19 protein-coding genes are annotated in these 23,016 nt (G+C 67.9%); 14 read left to right on the top strand and 5 right to left on the bottom strand.

Annotation, left to right across the window (positions count from 1 at the left end; all coding sequences use genetic code 11):
* Positions 1-38: 38 nt before the first annotated feature.
* Positions 39-671 (top strand): HAD family hydrolase, encoded by a 633-nt coding sequence (locus ACMGFH_RS07665; RefSeq protein ID WP_415382352.1) that lies wholly within the window; start codon positions 39-41, stop codon positions 669-671.
* Positions 672-710: 39 nt separating this feature from the next.
* Here ACMGFH_RS07665 and ACMGFH_RS07660 read toward each other — a convergent pair whose 3' ends face one another.
* Both ACMGFH_RS07660 and ACMGFH_RS07655 read right to left on the bottom strand, forming a co-directional pair.
* Positions 711-2,675, bottom strand: coding sequence for a molybdopterin biosynthesis protein (locus tag ACMGFH_RS07660; RefSeq protein WP_415382350.1), 1,965 nt, complete (start codon positions 2,673-2,675; stop codon positions 711-713).
* On the bottom strand, positions 2,672-3,904 hold the full coding sequence (locus ACMGFH_RS07655) for a molybdopterin molybdotransferase MoeA (protein WP_415382349.1): 1,233 nt from the start codon (positions 3,902-3,904) through the stop codon (positions 2,672-2,674). The genes ACMGFH_RS07660 and ACMGFH_RS07655 overlap by 4 nt, the downstream gene beginning before the upstream one ends.
* 106 nt (positions 3,905-4,010) lie before the next feature.
* On the opposite strand from ACMGFH_RS07655, the gene ACMGFH_RS07650 reads away from it, so the two are divergent.
* The 7 genes from ACMGFH_RS07650 (at position 4,011) to ACMGFH_RS07620 (ending at position 11,782) form a co-directional block, all read left to right on the top strand.
* Complete coding sequence (locus ACMGFH_RS07650) at positions 4,011-4,364, top strand: Hsp20/alpha crystallin family protein (RefSeq protein ID WP_415382347.1); 354 nt, start codon at positions 4,011-4,013, stop codon at positions 4,362-4,364.
* Positions 4,365-4,370: 6 nt separating this feature from the next.
* On the top strand, positions 4,371-6,032 hold the full coding sequence (locus ACMGFH_RS07645) for an ABC1 kinase family protein (protein WP_415382346.1): 1,662 nt from the start codon (positions 4,371-4,373) through the stop codon (positions 6,030-6,032).
* Between the two features lie 285 nt (positions 6,033-6,317).
* Positions 6,318-8,237, top strand: coding sequence for a beta-CASP ribonuclease aCPSF1 (locus tag ACMGFH_RS07640; protein ID WP_415382344.1), 1,920 nt, complete (start codon positions 6,318-6,320; stop codon positions 8,235-8,237).
* 287 nt (positions 8,238-8,524) lie between these two features.
* Positions 8,525-8,734 carry a hypothetical protein gene (locus ACMGFH_RS07635; RefSeq protein WP_415382343.1) on the top strand — a complete coding sequence of 70 codons (210 nt, stop codon included), beginning with the start codon at positions 8,525-8,527 and terminating at the stop codon, positions 8,732-8,734.
* A 3-nt stretch (positions 8,735-8,737) separates the two neighbouring features.
* Positions 8,738-9,418, top strand: a complete 681-nt coding sequence (locus tag ACMGFH_RS07630) for a hypothetical protein (protein WP_415382342.1) — start codon at positions 8,738-8,740, stop codon at positions 9,416-9,418.
* A gap of 202 nt (positions 9,419-9,620) precedes the next feature.
* Positions 9,621-9,803 (top strand): DUF5786 family protein, encoded by a 183-nt coding sequence (locus ACMGFH_RS07625; RefSeq protein WP_415382341.1) that lies wholly within the window; start codon positions 9,621-9,623, stop codon positions 9,801-9,803.
* Between the two features lie 635 nt (positions 9,804-10,438).
* Positions 10,439-11,782 carry an RNase J family beta-CASP ribonuclease gene (locus tag ACMGFH_RS07620; protein ID WP_415382340.1) on the top strand — a complete coding sequence of 448 codons (1,344 nt, stop codon included), beginning with the start codon at positions 10,439-10,441 and terminating at the stop codon, positions 11,780-11,782.
* A gap of 49 nt (positions 11,783-11,831) precedes the next feature.
* On the opposite strand, the gene ACMGFH_RS07615 is transcribed toward ACMGFH_RS07620, so the two are convergent.
* A complete protein-coding gene (locus ACMGFH_RS07615; RefSeq protein ID WP_415382339.1) occupies positions 11,832-12,899 on the bottom strand; it encodes a hypothetical protein in 1,068 nt (355 codons plus the stop codon).
* A 53-nt stretch (positions 12,900-12,952) separates the two neighbouring features.
* Positions 12,953-13,252, bottom strand: coding sequence for a DUF5785 family protein (locus tag ACMGFH_RS07610; protein WP_415382338.1), 300 nt, complete (start codon positions 13,250-13,252; stop codon positions 12,953-12,955).
* Positions 13,253-13,419: 167 nt separating this feature from the next.
* Here ACMGFH_RS07610 and ACMGFH_RS07605 point away from each other — a divergent pair, with 167 nt between their 5' ends.
* The 6 genes from ACMGFH_RS07605 to ACMGFH_RS07580 all read left to right on the top strand — a co-directional run bounded on the left by ACMGFH_RS07605 (position 13,420) and on the right by ACMGFH_RS07580 (position 20,947).
* Positions 13,420-13,746 (top strand): HalOD1 output domain-containing protein, encoded by a 327-nt coding sequence (locus ACMGFH_RS07605; protein WP_415382337.1) that lies wholly within the window; start codon positions 13,420-13,422, stop codon positions 13,744-13,746.
* Positions 13,747-13,875: 129 nt separating this feature from the next.
* Complete coding sequence (locus ACMGFH_RS07600) at positions 13,876-14,427, top strand: GNAT family N-acetyltransferase (RefSeq protein WP_415382335.1); 552 nt, start codon at positions 13,876-13,878, stop codon at positions 14,425-14,427.
* Between the two features lie 429 nt (positions 14,428-14,856).
* Positions 14,857-17,739 carry a DEAD/DEAH box helicase gene (locus tag ACMGFH_RS07595; protein ID WP_415382334.1) on the top strand — a complete coding sequence of 961 codons (2,883 nt, stop codon included), beginning with the start codon at positions 14,857-14,859 and terminating at the stop codon, positions 17,737-17,739.
* Positions 17,740-17,823: 84 nt separating this feature from the next.
* Positions 17,824-18,015: a hypothetical protein gene (locus ACMGFH_RS07590; protein WP_415382332.1), complete on the top strand. Its 192-nt coding sequence runs from the start codon at positions 17,824-17,826 to the stop codon at positions 18,013-18,015.
* 128 nt (positions 18,016-18,143) lie between these two features.
* Positions 18,144-20,075: an ABC transporter ATP-binding protein gene (locus ACMGFH_RS07585; RefSeq protein WP_415382331.1), complete on the top strand. Its 1,932-nt coding sequence runs from the start codon at positions 18,144-18,146 to the stop codon at positions 20,073-20,075.
* Between the two features lie 182 nt (positions 20,076-20,257).
* Positions 20,258-20,947 carry a hypothetical protein gene (locus tag ACMGFH_RS07580; protein WP_415382330.1) on the top strand — a complete coding sequence of 230 codons (690 nt, stop codon included), beginning with the start codon at positions 20,258-20,260 and terminating at the stop codon, positions 20,945-20,947.
* A 25-nt stretch (positions 20,948-20,972) separates the two neighbouring features.
* On the opposite strand, the gene ACMGFH_RS07575 is transcribed toward ACMGFH_RS07580, so the two are convergent.
* Positions 20,973-22,937, bottom strand: a complete 1,965-nt coding sequence (locus ACMGFH_RS07575; protein WP_415382329.1) for a 3-hydroxyacyl-CoA dehydrogenase NAD-binding domain-containing protein — start codon at positions 22,935-22,937, stop codon at positions 20,973-20,975.
* Positions 22,938-23,016 lie beyond the last annotated feature (79 nt).

Below are 23,016 nucleotides of genomic sequence, written 5' to 3'. Positions count from 1 at the left end.
AAGGTACTTACAGTCCAGACCCCTACACTATCGATCCAATGGCCGGCGACGCGTACGATTTCTGGTTGTTCGACCTCGACGGCACGGTCGTCGACGTCGACCCCGACTACCCCCGGAAGATCGTCGGAGAAGTGGGCGATCGCCTCGGGTACGGCTTCACGGACCGCGAGGCCGACCACCTGTGGTACGGCGTCGGCGGCGCGCGAAGCGACGTCTTCGCCCGCCGCGGCCTCGACCCCGACGAGTTCTGGGAGACGTTCCACGAGGTCGAAGACCCGGTCGCTCGCGCCGAGTCGTCGTTCGTCTACGAAGACGCGGCGGCGTTCATCAGCGAACTCGACTGTCCGACCGGCGTGGTCACCCACTGTCAGTCGTACCTGACCGGGCCGCTGCTCGACCACCACGACATCGCCGACTGGTTCGACGCCGTCGTCTGCTGCGACGACGACATCGGCTGGAAGCCCGACCCGACCCCAGTGGAACTGGCGATGAACCGCATCGGGGTCGGCTACAACGGCCACGAGGGTGCCCTCGTCGGCGACGATCCCGACGACACCGGCGCCGCCTGGAACGCCGGCATCGACGCGATCCACGTCGACCGCGTCGACGCGGTCGAACGCGGCCAGTGCGTCCTCGGCGACCGCCGCATCGGCGGCTTCGACGACCTCTGAGCGCGCCGAGAGGGTTCAGCGGCTACTAGCTCGCTCGGATCACTCGCTCTCGAAGCCGTCGAGCCCACCGAGAGCGTCTGCGAGGTCGGCGAGACAGTCGCCCAGTTCCCTCACGCTCGGCTTCTCGGTACGCTCGGGGTTCGCGAGCACGCGGACGGACTGCGCCCCGACGGGAACGAACCCCAGGCCGAGTTTCGACGCCGTCGCGCGCAGTCCCAGGCCCACGTCAGCGTTCCCGGACGCGACCGAGCGCGCGGGGCTCTCGAAGGCTCGCGCGGCCAGATCGAACCCCGAAATCGCGTCCGTCACGTCCCGCCGTTCCACGCCCCGCTCCTCGGCTAGTTCCGCCAGCGCGTTCGAGAGACTCGTCCGGAGACCGGACTCGGTCCCCCGGTTCACGAACGACAGGTCGCGGTCGACGAGGTCACCGAGGCCCTCGATCTTCTCGGGGTTCCCGTCGGGAACGACGAGACCCCACTCCCGCGTCCAGCCGCCGAGTTCGACGGCGTCGGCCACGTCCTCGCGCTCGGCGTCGAACGGGCCGGCGACGACGGCGACGTCGGGGAGTCCGTCGCGCAGCTGTCGGAGCCCACCGCGCGAACCCCGAGCGAGGTAGCGCGGGCGGTCGAGTCGGTCAAGCAGTCGCGAGAGCGCGGGGTCGTCCTCGCCGACGCCCAGCAGCGTCGGCGGGCGCACGTCCGGCGAGAACAGGTCGACGGTCACCGAGTCGCCCGCGGCGAGGAGATTCGTGTCCGCCGGCACGTCGACGACGCCGTCGGCCGCGGTGAGCGTCGTCGTCGCGCCGCTGCCCTTGTCCACGGGGTAGACGAGCGTCTCGCCCGACTCGTCTTCGACGAGGCCGACCGCGAGCAGGCGGCGCCGGCCTTCCTCCGAGCGCTCCCCGACGGCCATCCGGCCGTCGACGTGGGCGGTCCGCGGTTCGGGCAGCCCCACGGCGGAACGGATAGCGGGCGCGACGAACGTGCGGAAGATGGTCAGGGCCGAGACGGGATAGCCCGGAAGTCCGACGTAGGCAGCGCCACTGTCGGGATTCGCGTCGGCGGACCCCTCCTCGCCGCCGATTCGGCCAACGAGCATCGGCTTGCCGGGCTTGATAGCCACGCCGTGGAGCAGGAGGTCGCCGCGCTCCTCGATGACTCGATACACGACGTCGACGGCGCTGGCGCTCGTCGACCCCGAGGTGAGCACCAGATCGCAGTCGGCGGCGGCCTCGACGAGGGTCTCCTCCATCGCGTCCATGTCGTCGCCGACGTGGGGGTAGACGACCGGGTCGCCGCCCGCCTCCTCGACGGCGGAGGCGACGGCGTAGCTGTTGACGTCGTAGATCTGTCCGGCGCGGTGGTCGAGGTCGTCGCCCGGCCGGACGAGTTCGTCGCCGGTCGAGACGATGGCGACGCGGGGCTTCGACCGGACCGGTACCTCGTCGACGCCGAGCGCGGAGAGCAGGCCGATTTCGCGGGGCGTCAGGCGAGTGCCCGGGCCGAGTGCCCGCTCGCCGGCGGCGATGTCTGCGCCGGCGAGCATGACGTTCTCGCCGGGCGTGACCGCCGTCTCGATGCGAACGGCACGGTCCGGCTGGCCGTCGCCGTCGACCTCGTTCCCGGCCACTTCCTCCGTCCGTTCGACGATCACGACGGCGTCGGCCCCATCCGGCATGACCGCGCCCGTCGATATCTCCACTGTTTCGCCGGCGTCGAGGGACGCGTCGGGCGTCTCCCCCGCGTGGACGCTCCCGACGACGGGGAGCGTGACAGGTGAATCGTCGGCGCCGTAGGTGTCCGGCGCGCAGACGGCGTAGCCGTCCATCCCGGCGCGGTCGAACCCCGGCACGTCCAGGCCGGCGTCGACCCGTTCGGCGAGGACGCGCCCCCGGGCCGTTTCGAGGGGAGCGCGCTCGCTGCCGGCCGAGAGATCGAGGGAGGCGACAGTCTCGCGGGCCCGCTCGGGGTCGGCGAGGTCGCGGAACTCCTTGCGGTCGCTCATACCGACGCCTCCCACCGCTCGACGGAAACCGTTTCGCCCGCGACCACTCGCTCGCGGTCCGCGGGCACGACGACCCACCCGTCGGTGCGGGCGAGCGTCGACAGCGGTTCGTCGTCGACGGGGCGCGCGGTCTGCCCCGTCTCGGCGCCCGATTCGTCGTCGCCCTCGAAGGAGACGGGGACGACCGACGTCCGTCCGGCCGCGCTGTCGACGTCGTCGGCGAGTTCGTCCGCTGCGGTTCTCGGTGCAGGCGGGTCGCGGCCGGCGAGACGGGCGACGGCGGGCGCGACGAACTGCGTCGTCGCCACGAACGCCGCGACGGGGTCGCCGGGGATCGAAAGTATCGGCCGCTCGTTCACGACGCTCAGGGACGTGGTCTCCGCGGGTTCGAGCGCCACGCCGTCGACTTCCACCGCGCCGAGGTCGGCGATCACGTCGACGACGCGGTCCGATTCGCCCGGACCCGTCCCGCCGACGGTGACGAGGAGGTCCTTCGTCAGGTCGCGCTGGACGGCGGCGCGGAGCGCGTGCGGGTCGGGGGCGACGGCGTCGCGGTAGGTCACCTTGGCGCCGAAGCGCTCGGCGAACTCGGCGACGGTCGTCCCGTCGGTCTCGACGGTCTGGCCGGGCGCTGGGTCGCCGCTCGTGACGCCGCCTCCGGTGGGGACGATGCCGACGGTAGGCCGCTGGACGACCTCGACGCGCGTCCGACCGACCGCGGTACACAGCGCGGGGTCGGACGGTCGCAGGCGGTGGCCCGCCGGTCTGACCGTTTCGTCGGCGGCCACGTCCGCGCCGACGCGGCGGACTCCGACCTCGGGGTCGACAGGGCGAGCAATGGCGAGGACATAGCCCGTCGCGACCGAATCGACCACCGCGTCGGCTCCGTCCGGGAGTTCGTCGCCGGCCTCCACCGGGATCGCCGTTCCCGGTTCCACGGAGGTTGCGCGGCCGGCGTCGGCGGCATGGGTCGTTACGGCGAGTTCCGCCGGCGCGTCGTCGGTCGCGTCGGCCGTGTCGGCGGTGCGGACGGCGAAACCGTCGCGGGCGGCCTGGTCGAATGCGGGGACGGCGCGGCGGGCGACGACGGGTTCGGCGAGCGGGCGGTCGACGGCGGTGCTGACCGGCAGCGTCTCGGTTCGATCGATGGGGGTGACGACCGCGCGGAGTCGCTCGCGAGCGGTCGACAGGGCGGTCCGGTCGGCGGCCGACCGGCGTGGATCGGTCATACCGACGGTTTCGGCGCCCGGCCAATAAGCGGTGCGTCGCAGCGGTTCGGCCGCGGGGGGTTGAGACACCGCGGCCTTTTTCGCCGTCGCATCCTAAGCACCGCCCATGACATCGTTGCGCGACGCGCTCAGGGATCTGCCCGACGCCGTTTTCGCCGACGTGCTGGAGAGCGACGACGCGTACCTGCTGGTGCTCGACCTGCCCGGCGCGTCCGAGGCGACCGTCGACGCCGCGGTCGACGGCAGCCGCCTCCGGGTCGAGGCGCGCCGCGAGAAAGACGTCCCCACCGACTTCGACTACGTGGAGGAGGAGCGCTCGCTGTTCCTCGACGTGGAACTGCCGCTCCCGCCGGGGGTCACCGGCGCCGGCGCCTCTGGATCGATCGACCGGGGCGTCCTCGAACTCGAACTCCCCAAAGCGGAGGCCGCGCCGGAGACGCAGATCCCCATCGACGACTGAGTTCACGTGAACCTACGCGCATACTGGCGGTTCGTCGTCGTCGCGTGGCGGTTCCTGCCGCTCGCACTCGCGTACGTCCGCGACCGCAACCGGTTCATCCTCTTCGGCCGCAGCCGCTCGGTCTCCCCGGAGAAGCGCCGCGAGCGCGCCCGGACCCTCCTCGACACGCTCCTGACGCTCGGCCCGACGTTCATCAAACTCGGTCAGTTGCTCTCGACGCGGCCGGACATCGTCCCGCCGGAGTACATCGAGGAGCTCGAAGAGCTCCAGGACCGCGTGCCGCCCGCCGACTGGGAGCGTGCCCGCGTCGTCCTCGAAGAGGCGCTCGGTCCCGTCGACAGCCGGTTCGCCGAGTTCGACACCGAGGCCATCAGCGGCGCGAGCCTCGGCCAGGTGTACCACGCGCGGACCGAGGACGGCGAGGTCGCGGTGAAGGTCCGCCGGCCGGGGGTCGAGGACCTCGTCGAGGCCGACCTTCGCGTGGTCAAGTGGACGCTGCCGATCCTGCTGTACTTCGTCGACGAGTCGCGGTCGTTCTCGCTGGAGACGCTCGCCGACGAGTTCGACCGGACGATCCGCCAGGAGATGGACTACGAGCGGGAAGCGCGGATGCTCGCCGAGATCCGCGCGAACTTCGACGGCGACACGCGGATCCGGATGCCCGAGGTCGACGAGTCCCGCTCGACCGACCGCGTCCTGACGATGGAGTACGTCCCCGGCACGAAGATCACCGACCTCGACGAACTCGACGAGCGCCGCCTCGACCGGACGGAACTGGCCGAGACGCTCCAGGAGGCGTACCTCCAGATGATCATCGAGGACGGCGTCTTCCACGCCGACCCGCACCCCGGCAACCTCGCCGTGCAGGACGACGGCACGCTCGTCTTCTACGACTTCGGGATGAGCGGGTACGTCGACCCGTTCATCCAGGAGCGGATCGTCGACTTCTACGTCGCCGTCGCCGACCAGGACATCCAGGCGATCCTCGACACGCTGATCGAGATGGGGACCCTGAGCCCGGAGGCCGACCGGCAAGTGATGGCGGACGTGCTCGAACTCGCCATCGCCGACGCCCGCGGCGAGGACATCGAGCAATACCGCGTCCAGCAGATCGTCCAGCAGGTCGAGGACACCATCTACGACTTCCCGTTCCGCCTGCCGGCGAACCTCGCGCTCGTCCTCCGCGTCGCCACCGTCGTCGAGGGCGTCTGCGTCACCCTCGACGAGGACTTCGACTTCATCGACGTGGCGACGGGCTACCTCCGCCGGCAGGGATTCCTCGCCGACACGGCCCGCGAGTACGTCGAGGACCGCGTCGACGAGGTCCAGGAGGCGACCAAGTCGGCCGTCCGGACGCCGCCGAAGATCGAGGAGGTGCTCGACCTGGCCATCCACGAGGACCTGCAGGTCGAGGTGGACTTCCGGGACTCCCAGAACCTCCTCGGACGGGTCACTCGCCGACTCATCTACGGGATGGTCCTCGCGAGCGCGGTGTTCTCGTCGGCCGTCCTCGTCGCGTTCGAGCAACTCGTCGCCGCCGCGATCACCGTCGGGCTCGCCGTCCTCGTCGCCGTCCTGCTGTTCTTCTCGTTCCGCAAGCGACGCGGGATCCGGGCCCAGCCACAGTTCACTCGCCAGAGCATGCGCGAACGCGACCGAGAGCGGTGAGTGACGAGCGCCGGGAGCGACGGGAGCGGGGGCGCCCCGAGGCGAGTGTCGGAAACGGTTTATACCGTGACTCGACTACCTGAAAGCGAACGACATCGTCCGTTCGCGGGCACCGAACCGGCTTCTCGGTTCTTCTCTCCGTCCGGGTCCGATTCCACGACGAGGGCGGCCGAGGCGGCGACTCGCGACCGGATTCGTTCGGACGAACCGCTCTGAGCGCTCTCGCCGGCGGGCGGCGGTCGAGAGCCCGACCATCCCCGACCACACGCGGAACACACGATATGAATGAGTACTGACGACAGCACGAACCCGATCGACGCGATGCGGGAGACGATAGAGGCGGAGATCCCCGACGAACTCGAGATCTCGCGGGTCACCTTCGAAGGCCCCGAACTCGTCATCTACACGGAGACGCCCCAGAAGTTCGCCGAACAGGACGGGCTGGTCCCGCGACTGGCCAGTTCCGTCCGCAAGCGGATCACCGTCCGGCCGGCGCCGGGCACGCAGGTCCGCGAGCGTGACGCGGAAGGGGAGATCCGGAGTCTGATACCGGAGGAAGCCGGGATCGAGAACCTCCGGTTCTATCCGGGGACCGGCGAGGTCGTGATCGAGGCGGAAAAGCCCGGCATGGTCATCGGCAACCGCGGGAGCACGCTCCGGGAGATCCAGCGGGAGGTCGGCTGGACCGCGGAAGTCCTGCGGACGCCGCCGATGGAGTCCTCGACCGTCGACAACGTCCGGAACTACCTCATCCAGGAGCGCGACGAGCGCCGCGAGTTCCTCGAACGCGTCGGCGAGCGGATCCACCGCGAGCAGCAGCAAGAGACCGACTGGGTCCGCGTGACGACGCTCGGCTGTTGCCGCGAGGTCGGCCGCGCGTCGTTCATCCTCTCGACGCCGGAGACCCGGATCCTGATCGACTGCGGCGACAAGCCCGGCGCCGAGGGCGAGGTCCCCTACCTCCAGGTCCCGGAGGCGAACCCGATCCCCGACCTCGATGCGGTCGTGCTCACGCACGCCCACCTGGACCACTCGGCGCTGCTCCCGCTCCTGTTCAAGTACGGCTTCGACGGCCCGATCTACACGACGCAGGCGACCCGCGACCTGATGGGCCTGCTCCAGCTCGACTATCTCGACGTCGCCGCCAAGGAGGGGCGTTCGCCGCCTTACGAGTCCGAGATGGTCCGCAAGGAGCTCAAACACACCATCCCGATCGAGTACGGCGACGTGACCGACATCGCGCCGGACGTCAAACTCACGATGCACAACGCCGGCCACATCCTCGGGAGCGCCGTCTCGCACTTCCACATCGGGAACGGCTTCCACAACGTGGTCTTCTCGGGCGACATTCACTACAAGGATACCCGGCTGTTCAACGGCGCCTCGAACGACTTCCCGCGGGCGGAGACGCTCGTCATGGAGTCGACCTACGGCCGCCGCGACGACTACCAGACCGACCAGGAAGACAGCGAGCGCAAGCTCACCGAACTCGTCAACGAGACCTACGAGGAGGGCGGCAAGGTCGTCATCCCGGCGTTCGCCGTCGGGCGCTCGCAGGAGCTGATGCTCGTCCTCGAAGAGGCGATGCGCGAGGGTCGGATCCCGACGATGCCGGTGTATCTCGACGGGATGATCCGCGAGGCGACGGCGATCCACACGGCTTACCCCGAGTTCCTCCGCGACGGGCTGCGCGAACGGATCCTCCACGAGGACGAGAACCCGTTCCTCGCCGACCAGTTCCAGCAGGTCGACGGCGGCGAGGAGATGCGTGAGGACATCGCCGACGGCGAGGAGTGCGTCATCCTCTCGACCTCGGGGATGGTGACCGGCGGGCCGATCATGTCCTGGCTGCGGTTGCTGGGCGGCGAGCCGGAGAACACGCTGCTGTTCGTCGGCTACCAGGCCCAGGGGACGCTCGGCCGCCGGATCCAGAGCGGTCGCCGCGAGATCCCGTTTAGCGACCGCGGGAGCCGGAGCGAGCAGATGACGCTGCGGTTCGACGTCGAATCCGTCAGCGGGTTCTCCGGTCACGCCGACCGCAACGGACTCGAAGACTTCGTCGGGACGATGAGCCCGCGCCCGGAAGAGGTCCTCTGCGTCCACGGCGACGAAACGGCGACGGACCAGCTCTCCTCCGCACTCTACCAGGAGCTCAACGTCCGGACGCACGCCCCCCGAAATCTCGAAACGTTCCGCTTCGACTGACTGGCCTCGGAAGAGTCCGCTTCGACTGAGCGGGCGGCCCCGGTTTCCTGGGATCGGACGAGAATCTGCCCCGCCGTCGACCGGCCGAGCGAAACATATTTACGGCGTACAGCGGAACAGAAGGTCGTACTGCGGACTTCGTCCGGTCCGTTCTTCGTTCGCCCATCGGTTCGCCACCGCTGCGAGGCGTCCTTCGATGGCACTGCTCTGAGATGCGCCGTGCCGGATGCGACCCCTTTCATGGCGGGCCCTGGGCCTCACCGACGGGACCGGCCACAGACACACCCATGAGAGAAACTGACCTCCCCTGTTCGGACTGCGGGGCACCGCTCGTCGAACGCGTCGTCTTCACCGCGGACCTGCCGGTCGAGACGGACCGACGGTCCAGCGCACGCATCGCCCAGTGTCCCACCTGTGGGGCGCGCTACTATCCCCGTCAGACGGTCTCGCAACTGGCGGGACGGTCGAACGCCGCTCGGCGGCGCCGGAGCGACTGATCAGTGACCGACGCGTCTGACTCGTCGACCGACCGGGAGTCGAAGTCCGTCGCCCCGCTACCGCAGGGGCTCGCGACGGGCTCGACCGTCCTCGTCGCGGGCTCGACCGACCCCTCGCGCCACGCCGTCGGCTTCCAGCTCCTCTCTCGGCTCGGCGACGCCGACGATACGGTGCTGTCCGTCACGACGACCGAGAGCGGCGACGAGACCGTCGAGGCCGCCGAGAGCGCGTATCCGGACGGAGACAGGCCGTCGCTCGGCGTGGTCGACACGGCGTCGAAACAGCAGTCACTCGCTGCGCCCGCCGGGGAGGTCCCGGTCGTCTACACGCCGGCTCCAGGGGACCTGGAGCGGCTGGTCGTCGGACTCACCGAACTGTCCGCGGGTGGTCCACCGTCGACGGGCGCGCGCCACCTCCTGGTCAGATCGCTCACGCCGGTCCTCGCGACCGTGCCGACCGACCAGGTGTGTTCGGTGCTCGGGCAGATCTCGGGGATCCGCACCGAGTCGGGCGTCACGCTCGTCGGCGTCGACTACACCGACCACGACGAGCCGACGATGGCGGCGCTGGCCGACCAGGTCGACGGCGTCCTCTGGGTCGCGCCGGGTCCGGACGGAGCACTGGATCTCGAATACCAGCCGACGAGCGGGCGCTTCGACGAGTTCTCCCGTCGGCCCCGCTGAACAGTCCGATCCGTCGTCTGCGCTGATCCTGTGAGCTTGCCTGGTCGCACTCAGTGGCCGAATGCCGTCTGTGATCCCTCGGTCTTCGTTGGAATCGCCGGCGAGCCGACCGAACACGCCGTCGTCCGTCTCTGGTCAGATCGTCGACTGCCCCCGACTGAGTATCGGTTGCTTTTTCCGGAGGAGTCGGGATCGATCACGTATGGGTTTTGGAAGCTACGACGAATCCGAGCAACAGGATCAGAGCGTCGACGCTGACGAAGGCGAGGGTGTGAGCGTCCACGAGAACGACCACGAGGGCGAAATCACGTTCGAGACAGAGGCCTCGACCGACGACCTCGTCGACCGACTGTCTGACATCAAAGAATCGGCCGACGACGCCTGAAGCGGAGGTCGCGAAGGAGTACGCCGAGGAGACGTGCGTCGACGACGCCGGCCTCGTCGAGGGTCGAGACGTCCGTCCCGTCGCCCCGATGGACCCGGTACCCTCGCTGTTCGAGAGCCCGCGCGCTCGTCGTCTCGTTCGACGATCAGGACCGAATCGCCTCACACGTCGAGCCGATCGGCGATCCGTCGACCGACTGTTCCGCCGCCGATGAGGTGTATCGTGTCGCTCATGTGGGTGATGTCGTCGCTGTGGAAGGGGCGCCTGCGGGACCGAGTATCGGGAGAGGAACGCGTGCGACGATACGGCAGCCGGTAGTGAACGGTTGGGTTTCTCCCGGAGGGGCGATTCACCGGGTGATCCGCCCGTCGGCGACCGCTCCGAACGGGCCGTATTCCGGAAGCGCTTCGCGACGTCCAGCCCGTCGACGGGCTCGGTCCGTCGGCTATTTACGTCGTGGCCGCGGACCAGTAGGTAACCGAAACACGCGTTATCCCCGGGAAGGCTGTGCGTTCGGGGGGAGTCGCTCGTCGCGACTCGCCTCGTCCGGCCGTCGAAGTGCCGTTTCACCTCCGACTCTCCTCCGTTGGCGGACTCTGCAAGGGGTTCTGGGATCACTCTGATCGGACCCACCTATGGAAATCGAAATCGCAACTATCGGCGGCTACGAGGAAGTCGGCCGCCAGATGACGGCCGTCCGTGCCGGAGACGACATCGTCGTCTTCGACATGGGCCTCAACCTCTCGAAGGTACTGATCCACGACAACGTCCAGACCGAACGGATGCACAGCCTCGACCTGATCGACATGGGCGCGATCCCCGACGACCGCGTCATGTCCGATCTGGAAGGCGACGTGAAGGCAATCGTGCCGACGCACGGTCACCTCGACCACATCGGCGCCATCTCCAAACTGGCCCACCGCTACGACGCGCCTATCGTCGCCTCGCCGTTCACGCTCGAACTCGTCAAAGAAGAGATCCAGGACGAGTCGAAGTTCAGCGTCCAGAACGACCTCGTCGAGATGGACGCGGGCGAGACGATGTCGATCGGGGACCGGAACGAACTCGAGTTCGTCAACGTCACCCACTCGATCATCGACGCCATCAACCCGGTCCTCCACACTCCCGAAGGCGCCATCGTCTACGGCCTCGACAAGCGGATGGACCACACGCCGGTCATCGGCGACCCCATCGACATGAAGCGCTTCCGCGAGATCGGCCGCGAGGACAACGGCGTCCTCTGTTACATCGAGGACTGCACGAACGCGAACAAGAAGGGGCGAACCCCGTCGGAGTCCGTCGCCCGGAGCCACCTCCGCGACGTGATGCGGAGCCTCGAAGACTACGACGGCGGCATCGTCGCGACGACGTTCTCCAGTCACATCGCCCGGGTCACCTCGCTCGTCGAGTTCGCCGAGGAGATCGGTCGCGAACCCGTCCTGCTCGGTCGGTCGATGGAGAAGTACTCCGGCACCGCCGAACGAATCGGCGCCGTGGAGTTCCCGGACGACCTGGGAATGTACGGCCACCGCCAGTCCGTTGACAGGGCGTTCGAACGCATCATGAACGAGGGCAAGGAGAACTTCCTGCCCGTCGTGACCGGCCACCAGGGCGAACCGCGCGCGATGCTCACCCGCATGGGCCGCGGCGAGACGCCCTATCAGATCGACGACGGCGACAAGGTCATCTTCTCGGCGCGAGTCATCCCGGAGCCGACCAACGAGGGCCAGCGCTACCAGTCGGAGAAACTGCTCGGCATGCAGGGCGCGCGCATCTACGACGACGTCCACGTCTCCGGCCACCTCCGGAAAGAGGGCCACTACGAGATGCTGGACGCGCTCCAGCCCCAGCACGTCATCCCGGCTCACCAGGACATGGCCGGCTTCTCCGGGTACGTCGACCTCGCGTCCAGTGAGGGGTACAAACTCGGTCGGGACCTGCACGTCACGTCGAACGGCAACACCATCCAGCTGGTGTAATCGCCGGCCCTCACCGGTCAGGCTTCCCGCACACCGCGCGTTTGCGGCCTCACTCGTTCTGGTCGTGCGTGTCACGGATAGTGAACGGCCCGATGGCGAGCGTCCGCTTGGTGACGCTGGCGACGCGGAGGACGTACGACAGCAGGACGAGGAACGGTGCCAGCGCGACCGTCACCGCGGCGCTGACGACGACGACCTCTGTCGGGATCCCGAACACGGCGCCCCCTGGCGTCCCGACCTCGTGGAACAGCAGCATGTACACGGCCACGATCAGCGACGGGATCGCGCTGAAGAGGACGTACCGCGAGAGGTCGATGAGTTCCCACTGGATGTAGAGGGTCTTGAGGTGTTCGCGCGCGGGAGCGAACAGTTCCAGCGTGATGACGAGTTCGTCCAGCCGCTCCTGGAGCGGCTCTGAGAGGTCGTCCTCGTACTCGTGGCGGATGCGGCGCGCGTCGAATATCTTCAGCGAGTAGTTGAAATCGAGCGCGGCCGAGAGGACGTCGAACGTCCCGAACGCGGCGCCGTCTAGCTGGTCGACGACGGTGTCGGCGTTGCTCTGGATACCGTCGGTGAGATCTTCGATCGCCTCGGCGACGTCGGCCGGGACGCCGTCGTCGTCGGCGAGCGCATGCCCGATCGCTTCGGCTTCGTCCGCCGCCGCCTCGACGATGACGCGGATGAACGCGGACGGGTCCGAGGGCGCGACGGCCGCACCGACGTGATCGGCGACGGTCTCGCGGACGGCCATCGTTCCGTCGAAGCGGTCGCGCTGCTGGTCTATCGTACCGAACTCCTGGGAGAGGACGAGCTGGTTGAGCGTCACGACGAGCGTCACACCGGTGATGATGGCGCCGATGAACGCCTGGAACGCCGTCTCGATCGGGTCGCCGCTCCGCAGCGCGGAGGTCACGTTCGGCGTCAGGACGCCGACGACGACGAGCGACGCGAAGACGACGAGTCCCACGACGGCGGCGATCACCCGTCGGTCGGCCTCGTAGAACAGCCAGAGCTTCACGCGGTTCTCGCCGGCGCGCTCGCGGAGCGTGTCGGCCGAGTGAGCGTCCGAGTCGTCCCGCGTGGGGCCCGAGTCGTCGCCGCTGGATGCGTCTGACACTGTCGGTTCTCGGCGGGACCTACGAGCGGCGTGCCCCTAAAACTCCGGCCGGGTTACGCGTGTTCGAGGCGGTAGGGCCAGTAGTCGGCGTCGCGGAGCGCCTGCCCGACCGCCTTGTGGAAGTCGGGGAAGTCCTCGTACTCCTCCTGGTCGACGTGCTCGAAGATCTCGGCGACGCTGACGACCGTCTCGTAGTCGATCCGGATCGGGTGGTCGCCGTAGTCGTCGACGAACGCCGACTGGGTCAGCGGGAAGTCCTCGCCCTCGTCGATCTTCTTGGCGAGCACCGCCTGCCCGTACTTGCGGCGCCCCTCGCTCCCCTCGTCGCCGTCGGGGTCGTGCGGCCAGTCCATACCCCCACATCCGGGCGAATCACGCAAAAGGATTACTCTCTGCCGGCGCGACCGGGATCACGCCTGTGCTATCCGATACCTAATCACATAGCCGTCAGGTACTTACCTGAACATCGCCGTCTTTCAACGTTGGCGCGATGCAGGCCACGTCGTCACCACACCGAACAATGACCGATCAGAGCGCTCGGGCCGACGGTTCCCCCGCGTACGAGGTCGACCTGGAGTCCGTCGAGCCCGAGTCAGCGAGCGTCGCCGTCTACAGGGCCGTCGCCGCACTCGCGAACGCCGAACCCGAGTCCCTCGACCCGCTCGGACGGACCGTCGACACCGACGCCCTCGACGCCCTCCTCGACGGGAGCGGCGACTCGGCGTGCAGAGTCACGTTCCGATACCAGGGGTTCCGCGTCGAGGTCGCCGCCGACGATTCCGTTCGCCTCACGCCGCTCCACGGGGACGCGGTCGACGAGGTCGCGAGCGAGGAAACCGACCGCTGACGGCCCGGCCGGTCGACGTTCCGCAGGCCCCGTTTCGCCCGCCGTCCCGCGAGGGGCGACGGGCGATCCACTCGGATTTATCCCGCCGGACCGGAAGACAGATGCCCCAGGGGCGGCGTCATGTCGGCCATGCCAGGCGCACGCATCACCAGCGGCGACCGCGTCACGCTCCGGACCGTCGAGGAAGAAGACCTCCCCTTCCTCCAGCGAGCGAGCGCGAACCCCGAGATCCGCTCCCCGCTCGGTAGCTACCTGCGGAACCAGGAGGCGATGGAGGTTTCCGAGGAGCGGGGAACCGACCGCTTTCTCGTCTGTCTCGACGGCGAGGACGCCGGTCCCGGCCAGCCCGAGGAGGACGAAGTGCGACGCATCGGTGCCGTGAACGCCGAGGAGATGCATTACCGCCGGCCGGAACTGGGCTACTGGCTGATCCCCGAGGTGCACGGGCAGGGCTACGGGAAAGAGGCCGTCGGGCTGGTGATCGACTTCGTCTTCCGAGAGTACGACGAGCCCGCAATCGGCGCGGGAGCGTTCGACCACAACGACGCCTCGCGGGGCCTGCTGGAGTCGCTCGGCTTCACCGAGGAAGGGCGGCGACGGAAGTTCATGTTCGCCGACGGTGAGTACCGCGACATGGTCCAGTACGGCCTCTTGCGCGAGGAGTGGTTCGACGAGGAGTGAGCAGTAGGTGTTGATCCGGTCGAGATTGTGAGATTTCGAGTCGGTCGAACGCTACAGTTTTTCGAGCCAATACCGATTGCAAGCGATGAAAGCCCTCGGCCCGCTCCCGTTCGCATCGTGGTGCTCCCTTCGGTCGCACCACGCCCCGCTCCCTCGGATAGTGCCCACTCAGACGACTCCTCCTTGGCGCGAGCGCGCCTCGCCCTTTCAGTCCGCCAGGGACAGCACCGCAACAGCAACCGCCGCACGGCACCGCAGACAGCCACATACCTCCCCAGCCGATTCGCTCCCTGCGGTCGCTCATCCCTCGCGCAGTTTCGTCGCGCGCATGAAAGCGCGCGACAGCGCGCGCCGGAATCCTGTCGAATCAGGCGCGAAAAGGCGCCGAAAACCGGCGGGCTTAATCGGTTCAAATCCCTAGCGCGGGCGATGACAGACGCCGGAGCAGCCGGTGACGCCGAGGCCGTCAGCGAGTCGAGCGACGGCCCCGAGGACGGCGACCCGGCGGCGTTCGCCGCGCTTGGATCGGAGGTCCGTGCGGCGCTCTCGGAGCGCGGTTTCACGACGCCCACGGAACCACAGCGCAAGGCGATCCCGCCGCTCGTCGACGGCGAGAACGTCCTCGTTGTCGCGCCGACGGGGACGGGCAAGACCGAGACGGCGATGCTCCCCGTCTTCGACGCGCTGGAAGGACAGGACACCTTCGGCATCGGCGCGCTCTACATCACCCCGCTGCGGGCGCTGAACCGGGACATGCGCGAGCGGCTGGAGTGGTGGGGCGACCGACTGGACCTCGACGTGCAGGTCCGTCACGGCGACACGACGGACTACCAGCGCCAGAAGCAGGCGAACGACCCGCCGGACGTGCTCGTCACGACGCCCGAGACGCTACAGGCGATGCTCACCGGGTCGAAGCTCCGGACGGCGCTGACCGACGTCGACCACGTCGTCGTCGACGAGGTCCACGAACTCGCGGTCTCCAAGCGCGGCGCACAGATGACCGTCGGACTGGAGCGCCTGCTCGAACTCGCCGACGGCTTCCAGCGGATCGGGCTCTCGGCGACGGTGGGCGACCCCGCGGAAGTCGGCCAGTTCCTGACCGGCGACAGGGGATGCGAGGTCGTCGAGATCGACGTGGGCAGCCGGCTCGACGTGCGCGTCCGCTCGCCGCAGGTACAGGAGGGCGACGAGCGCCTCGCCGGCGAGTTGATGACCGACCCGGACTTCGCGAGTCACGTCCGGTACATCCGGGATCTGGTGGAGGAGTACGACTCGACGCTGATCTTCGTCAACACGCGGCAACTCGCGGAGGCGCTCGGCTCGCGGTTCAAGGAACTCGACGCGAACATCGGCGTCCACCACGGCTCGCTCGCCAAGGAGTCCCGGATCGAGGTCGAGGACGATTTCAAGGCGGGCGAACTCGACGGGCTGCTCTGCACGTCGTCGATGGAACTGGGCATCGACGTGGGCCACGTCGACCACGTGATCCAGTACAACAGCCCGCGGCAGGTGACGCGACTGCTCCAGCGCGTCGGGCGCGCGGGCCACCGCCGCGATCTGGTCTCGCGGGGCACCATCGTCACCTCCCACCCCGACGACACGCTCGAAGCGCTCGCCATCGCGCGGAAGGCCCGCGCGGGCGAGGTCGAATCGGCCCAGATCCACGACGGCAGCCTCGACACCGTCGCCAACCAGATCGCCGGGCTCGTCATGGACTTCGGCGACATCCGGGCGATGCGGGCCTACGAGATCATGACGCGGGCGTACCCGTTCCGCGACCTCTCCGAGCGGGAGTTCAAGAGCGTCGTTCGCGAACTCGCGGGGAACAAGGTGATCTGGCTGGAGGAGGACACCGACGAGCTTCAGAAGCGACGGGGCACCTGGCAGTACTTCTACCACAACCTCTCGATGATCCCCGACGAGGCGACATACAGCGTCCAGGACGTCGCGAGCGGCCGCGACGTGGGCACCCTCGACGAGCGCTTCGTCGTCAACTTCGCCACGCCCGGCGAGGTGTTCATCCAGCGCGGCGAGATGTGGCGCATCACCGAGATCGACGAGGAGGAGGAGACCGTCACCGTCTCGCCCGTCGAGGACCCGGGCGGCGAGGTTCCCTCGTGGACCGGCTCTGAGATCCCGGTCCCCTACGCCGTCGCCCAGGAAGTCGGCGAGATGCGCGGGATCGCCGGCCGACAGCTCCAGTCGGGGGCCTCCGCCGACTCGGTTGCCAGGGAGTTCACCGCCCGCTACGACGGCGACACCGAAACTATCGGCGGCGGGCTCGAACAGGTGGCCGACCACGAGCACCCGATCCCGACGGATCGCGACCTCCTCGTCGAGTTCCGCGGGCGCGAACTCGTCGTCAACGCCGCGTTCGGTCACAAGATAAACGAGACGCTCGGGCGCCTGCTGTCGGCGCTGCTCGGGCAGCGCACGGGCTCGTCGGTGGGGATGGAGATCGATCCCTACCGGATCGAACTGGAGGTGCCGCGGAACGTCTCGGCGACCGACGTGCTGGAGGTGCTCGAAGAGACCGACCCCGACCACCTGCCGGAACTCATCGAGTTGAGCCTGAAGAACGCCGACTCGCTGAAGTTCAAGGTCGCGCAGGTCGCGACGAAGTTCGGCGCGCTCAAGCGCTGGCGCGGCCGCGGGTCGAGCAGCAAGTTCGGACGCGACCGGCTCATGGACGCCCTTGAAGGGACGCCCGTCTACGACGAGGCCGTCCGCGAGATGCTCCACGAGGAACTACATGTCGAGGGCGCCGCCGATGTCCTCGAACGGGTCCAGTCCGGCGACCTCTCGGTCGAACTCCTCGGCGAGCGGACGCCGATCGGCCTCGGTGGCCGCAGCGCCGGGCAGGAACTGCTCTCGCCCGACCACGCCGACGCGAGCGTCATCCAGACCGTCCGCGAGCGCATTCAGAACGACCGGATGATCCTCTTCTGCCTGCACTGCCAGGACTGGGAACGGAAGAAGCCGGTCAAGCGGATCCGCGACCGGCCGGAGTGCCCCGAGTGCGGGTCGACCCGTATCGCCGCGCTGAACCCCTGGGCCGACGAGGTCGTCTCGGCGGTGAAGGCGGCGGAAAAGGACGACGAACAGGAGAAGATGACCGAGCGGGCGTACACGTCGGGGAGCCTCGTCCAGACACACGGCAAGCAGGCGATAATCGCGCTCGCGGCCCGCGGCGTCGGCCCGCGCAACGCCGCGCGGATCATCAACAAGCTCCGCGAGGACGAGGACGAGTTCTACCGCGACATCCTCCGCCGCGAGCGCGAGTACGCCCGGACGCGGAGCTTCTGGGACTGAGTCGGTCGGAGTCGGATCGGCCGACGGCGGGACTGTGCCGGCATCGGGTTTATGCCCGACCGGCCCCGACGGATGCCTGCTCGAATGACAAGTTACTCAGTCGAACTCCTGGCCGGAGCGGAACGGGGGATCCGCGTCTCGTGCGACGAGCACGACGAGGCGACAGAGTTCCCGCCAGACCGTCGCAGCGGCTCCTTCTACTGTGAGGGGTGCGGGCGCGAACTCGACGTCGGACTCCACACCGAGGAGTGGCGGGACCTCGGTGAGATGTGCTGACCCTCGACGACGCGGCTCGTCGTCGGGCGAGCGCGGGAGCGTCCGACAGCGACGAAACTAGCGGAGAGACTGTGGCCGACCGACCCCTTTTTGCGACGGGATGGCTAACACGCGTGACAGTCTAACCCGTGAGCCCAGATCAAGCGATAGATTCGGAGTACATCGAGCGACACCGCGAAGAGATAGAACACCCGCTGTGGAAGCTGTTCATGCAGTTCGGCCACGGTAACCGGCGGTGGTTCGTCCTCGGGGTCCTCGCGAGCATCGGGTCCCGGTTCCTCTCGCTGGTTCCCCCGGTGATCCTCGGGGTCGCCATCGACTCGATCTTCAACGACACGACGGCGTTCTCGCTCCCGTACGTCCCGGGAGCGTGGCTGCCCGAGACGGAGATGGGACAGTTGTGGTTCTCCATCGGCGTGTTGGGCGTCGCGATGGTCGGTCAGGCGCTGCTCATCTTCGTCCGCGCCTCCTCGCTGAACCTCTTCTCTCACCGCGTGAAACACGAGGCCCGGACAGCTACCTACCAGCAGATGCAGCGCCTCGACATGGACTTCTTCAACGAGGTGCAGACGGGCGAACTCATCTCCATCCTCTCGAACGACACCAACCGGCTGGAGCAGTTCCTCGACTCGATGATGGGCGAGATGATCCAGCTGATCGTCCTCATGCTCGGGACGGCCGTCATCCTCGCGGGCCTCAACATCGAGCTCGCGCTCGTGACGCTGACCGTCATCCCGTTCTCGGCCGTGTTCACCTACTGGTACATGCAACTCGCCGAGGAGCGGTACGCCGACATCCGCGATTCAGTCGGCGACCTCAACAGTCGCCTGGAGAACAATCTCAACGGCATCCAGGTGATCAAGTCCTCGAACACGGAGGACTACGAGGACGAGCGCGTCGAGGAGCACTCGTACAAGTACTTCAGGCTCGACTGGCTCGCGCTCCGTCTGGGCTTCGTCTACCGCCCAGGTCTTCGGGTGCTGACCTCGCTGGCGTTCATCGCGACGTTCATCGTCGGCGGGATCTGGCTCCTCCAGGGTCCACCGGGGCCGTTCTCTAGCGAACTCACCGCCGGGACGCTCGTCACGTTCCTGCTGATGACCCAGCGGCTCGTCAATCCGCTCGCGCAGATGGGTAACATCATCGAGCGTTACGAGGACGCCAAAGCTTCGACCAAGCGCATTCTCGGCCTGATGAGCCTGCCCGTCCGCATCCAGGACAAGCCCGACGCGATCGACCTCGAAGACGTCGACGGGCACGTCGAGTACGACGACGTGACCTTCGCCTACGACGAGGACGAGACCGTGCTCGAAAACGTCGACATCGACGTCGAACCCGGTGAGACCGTCGGCCTCGTCGGCCCGACCGGCGCCGGGAAGACGACGATCGTCAAGCTCCTCCTGCGCCTCTACGACGTGAACGAGGGGGAGATCCGCATTGACGGCCACGACGTCCGGGACGTGACGCTCGCCAGCCTGCGCGGGTCGATGGGCTACGTCGGCCAGGACAACTTCCTGTTCGACGGCACCATCGAGGAGAACGTCAAGTACGGCCACTTCGAGGCCACCCGCGAGGAGGTCGTCGAGGCCTGCAAGCGCGCCGAGGCCCACGACTTCATCACGAATCTCCCCGACGGCTACGACCAGGACATCGGTGAGCGCGGCGTGAAGCTCTCGGGCGGCCAGCGCCAGCGCGTCGCCGTCGCGCGGACCATCCTCCAGCACCCCGCGATCATGATCTTCGACGAGGCGACCTCGGCTGTCGACACGGAGACGGAGATGCTGATCCAGCGCTCCATCGACGAACTCGCCGCCGACCGAACGACGTTCATCATCGCCCACCGCCTGTCGACGGTCCGCGACGCGGACAAGATCCTCGTCCTCGAACAGGGGGAGATCGTCGAGCGCGGCACGCACGACGAACTGCTCGAGACCGACGGCCTCTACGCAAACCTCTGGCGCGTCCAGGCCGGCGAGATAGAGGAACTACCCGACGAGTTCGTCGAACAGGCCAGCGAGCGCGTCGCCCAGCAGGCGCTCGACGCTGCCGAAGACGACTGACGCGGTCGGTCCGCGTTCCTCGCCGCCGCCGTTCTGTCTCCCGTTTCCGCGCTATTGCGGTGTCGACTGCCGTCTCGCTCCACCCACTTACCGGTGCGGCGAGCAGGCCGTGTAACTGGCTCTCAATGGTTCAGCACCGTTATCTGGCACGGGGGAGACAGTCCGGTCGTCAGTGAACGCGTATGCCAGGATACATCAGAGGGGTCGTGGAGCAGAAGTTCGGCGACTCGTGGGAACTGGTTTCGCGGGTCGAGCCGATCACCGGTTCCCAGGGCACGTTCAAGTACGTCATGCTCACTACGAAATGGGCGTCGTATCTCGACCCGCTGCCGGGCACCGAGGGACTCCCCGAGGATCTCTCCGTCGGCGCCAAACTGTCGATGCTGGGGTTCGCCAGCCGGTCGCTCGACCGCTTCTCGAACGCAGATCTCGACGCGGCGTTCGACACACTCACGGGCGACATGAAGCACGAACAGCATGTGTCGCTCGACGAACTGACCGCGTTCGACTGGGGGCAGGGGATCAGCCGGCCGGCGTGGGAGCGGATGCGCGAGGAATACGCGGAGTCGAAGCCGTACCCGCACGAGTACAGACCGCTTCGGCTGTTCGAACTCGTCGACGCCGACGGGACCCCCTACGAACAGTGGGAGAGCGACGACGCCCGCGACTGCTGGCGAACCCGTGTCACCAGGCAGGAACTCGTCGGACCGCTGCTACACCGGGAGTGGATAGAGATCGACGGCAGGCAGGCGCACCTGCGCGAGCGGACCCGGAAGGAGATGCTCCCGATCCACTGGTTCAGACTGCTCGCCACACTCGACGACGCGAGTCGCCACCGCGACGTGCGATTCACCTTCTACTGGGTGCACTGACCAGTGGCAGCCGTGAGGTCGCCGGTTACTTCCCCTCGAACTCCGGCTCGCGGTCCTGCTGGAAGGCTGCGAGGCCCTCCCAGACGTCGTCTGTGGTGAACAGGTGACCGAACGCCGAGGCCTCGTACTCCAGTCCGGCGTCGGTGTCACCTCGACCGGCGAGCATCGCGCGCTTGGTGAGCTTCTGGGCGATGGGCGGGCCGGCGGCCAGGTCGCGGGCGAGCTCCCACTTGCGGTCGTCGTACTCGTCGGGGGCGACGACCTCGTTGACGAAGCCGTAGTCGTACATCGTCCCGGCGTCGTAGTCGTTCTTCGCGGTGAAGATGATCTCTTTCGCCCTCCCCTCGCCGACGACCTCCTTGAGCCGCTGGGTGCCGCCCCAGCCGGGAAGGAGGCCGAGGTTGTGCTCGGGCTGGCCGAACTGACCGCTCTCGCTCGAGATCCGCATGTCCGCCGCGGTGGCGAGTTCCATTCCGCCGCCGAGGCAGTACCCGTCGATGGCCGCGACGACCGGCATGCCGACCTCCTCCAGGCGGCCGAACACGCGCTGGCCCTTGCGAGACATCTCGCTGGCTTCGAGGCCGCTCCCGGGCGCGGCGCTGGCTGCGTCGAAGCCGGCGGAGAACGCCCGATCGCCCGCGCCTTCGAGGAGCACTGCCCGGATCTCGTCATCGGCCTCGAACTGGTCGAGCGCGGCGTCGACCTCGTCGATCATGTCGACGGTGATCGTGTTCATCCGGGCCGGGCGGTCCAGCTGGATGTGTCCGACCGCGCCGTCCGTCTCGACGGCGATCTGCTCGTACTCGACCGTCTCGCTCTTGTCGTCGCCGTCGTAGAAGCCGCCTTCCTCGGCGGCCTGTCGGAGACCGTCCGAGACCTCGTAGCGGGCGGCGCCGGTCTCGTCGTGGGCGGATTCGAGCGTCTCGATCAGGTCGTCGAGACCGTAGGCGTCGGCCCGCTTGCCGGGGCCCTCGGGGTAGCCGGCGCCGAGCATCATCGCCTCGTCGATGTCGCCGACGGGTGCGACGTCGCCCTGGACCAGCTTGCCGACCTCGTTGGCCATCACGGCGAGCAGGCGCGCCTCCACGTCGTCGCGGCCGGCGTCGGCGGGGATGTCGACGCCGCCGTTCTCGTAGTCGTAGAAGCCCTCGCCGGTCTTCTTGCCGAGCTTCTCGGACTCGACGGTCTCTTCGAGGAGCGGGCAGGGCTGGTAGGCCTCGCCCAGGACTTCGTTGAGGTACTCGAGGACGTGCAGGGTCACGTCGTGGCCGACCTGGTCGCCGAGTTCGAACGCGCCCATCGGGAGACCCATGTCGAAGGAGGTGGTCGAGTCGACCTCTGCGACGGTCGCCACGTCGTCGTGGACGAGCCAGCAGGCCTCGTTCATCTGCGGGACGAGCACGCGGTTCACGATGAAGCCGGGCGAGTCCTTGCGGACGCGGACCGGCGACTTGTCGAACGCCTCGGCGAGTTCCTCGATGGCGTCGAGCGTCTCGTCGCTGGTGTGCGCGCCCGTGATAACCTCGACCAGCGCCATCCGGACGGGCGGGTTGAAGAAGTGCATCCCGCAGAACTGCTCGGGCCGTTCGGTCACCTCGGAGAGATCGGTGATCGAGAGGCTCGACGTGTTCGTCGCGAAGATGGCCTCGTCCGGCGCGTACGACTCCAGTTCGTCGTAGACGTCCTTCTTGATATCCATCCGCTCGGGGACGGCCTCGATGACCACGTCGGCGTTCTCGACGGCCGGCTCGAAGTCGACGAACGGCTCGACGCGGTCGAGAGCGGCGTCGGCCTCTTCCTCGGAGATCTGGCCGTTCTCGGCGAGCTTGCCAAGCGACCACTCGATGTTCTCGTAGCCGTCGTCGACGAACTCTTGCTTGATGTCCCGCATCGTCACGTCGTACCCCGCCAGCGCCGCGACTTCGGCGATGCCGTGGCCCATGTTGCCGGCGCCGAGTACCGCGACCTGTTCGATATCCTCGAAGTTCATAGCGTGTGCATCCTCTCTCGGCTGCCGTTTCAAGGTTTCTCTCGTGAGGAAACGACTGACGAGTTGATCGTTGATTACG

The sequence above is a fragment of the Halosimplex rarum genome (assembly GCF_047715405.1).
In the GTDB taxonomy this organism is placed as follows: domain Archaea; phylum Halobacteriota; class Halobacteria; order Halobacteriales; family Haloarculaceae; genus Halosimplex; species Halosimplex rarum.
Note: the sequence above shows the minus strand (reverse complement) of the source record. Positions and strands in the feature narration are given on the sequence as shown.

Bases quoted from the DNA above. Each gene is read 5' to 3' on its own strand.
- ACMGFH_RS07665 (WP_415382352.1), top strand. From the start codon at position 39: ATGGCCGGCGACGCGTACGATTTCTGGTTGTTCGACCTCGACGGCACG.
- ACMGFH_RS07660 (WP_415382350.1), bottom strand. From the start codon at position 2,675: ATGAGCGACCGCAAGGAGTTCCGCGACCTCGCCGACCCCGAGCGGGCC.
- ACMGFH_RS07655 (WP_415382349.1), bottom strand. From the start codon at position 3,904: ATGACCGATCCACGCCGGTCGGCCGCCGACCGGACCGCCCTGTCGACC.
- ACMGFH_RS07650 (WP_415382347.1), top strand. From the start codon at position 4,011: ATGACATCGTTGCGCGACGCGCTCAGGGATCTGCCCGACGCCGTTTTC.
- ACMGFH_RS07640 (WP_415382344.1), top strand. From the start codon at position 6,318: ATGAGTACTGACGACAGCACGAACCCGATCGACGCGATGCGGGAGACG.
- ACMGFH_RS07635 (WP_415382343.1), top strand. From the start codon at position 8,525: ATGAGAGAAACTGACCTCCCCTGTTCGGACTGCGGGGCACCGCTCGTC.
- ACMGFH_RS07625 (WP_415382341.1), top strand. From the start codon at position 9,621: ATGGGTTTTGGAAGCTACGACGAATCCGAGCAACAGGATCAGAGCGTC.
- ACMGFH_RS07620 (WP_415382340.1), top strand. From the start codon at position 10,439: ATGGAAATCGAAATCGCAACTATCGGCGGCTACGAGGAAGTCGGCCGC.
- ACMGFH_RS07610 (WP_415382338.1), bottom strand. From the start codon at position 13,252: ATGGACTGGCCGCACGACCCCGACGGCGACGAGGGGAGCGAGGGGCGC.
- ACMGFH_RS07605 (WP_415382337.1), top strand. From the start codon at position 13,420: ATGACCGATCAGAGCGCTCGGGCCGACGGTTCCCCCGCGTACGAGGTC.
- ACMGFH_RS07600 (WP_415382335.1), top strand. From the start codon at position 13,876: ATGCCAGGCGCACGCATCACCAGCGGCGACCGCGTCACGCTCCGGACC.
- ACMGFH_RS07595 (WP_415382334.1), top strand. From the start codon at position 14,857: ATGACAGACGCCGGAGCAGCCGGTGACGCCGAGGCCGTCAGCGAGTCG.
- ACMGFH_RS07590 (WP_415382332.1), top strand. From the start codon at position 17,824: ATGACAAGTTACTCAGTCGAACTCCTGGCCGGAGCGGAACGGGGGATC.
- ACMGFH_RS07580 (WP_415382330.1), top strand. From the start codon at position 20,258: ATGCCAGGATACATCAGAGGGGTCGTGGAGCAGAAGTTCGGCGACTCG.
- ACMGFH_RS07575 (WP_415382329.1), bottom strand. From the start codon at position 22,937: ATGAACTTCGAGGATATCGAACAGGTCGCGGTACTCGGCGCCGGCAAC.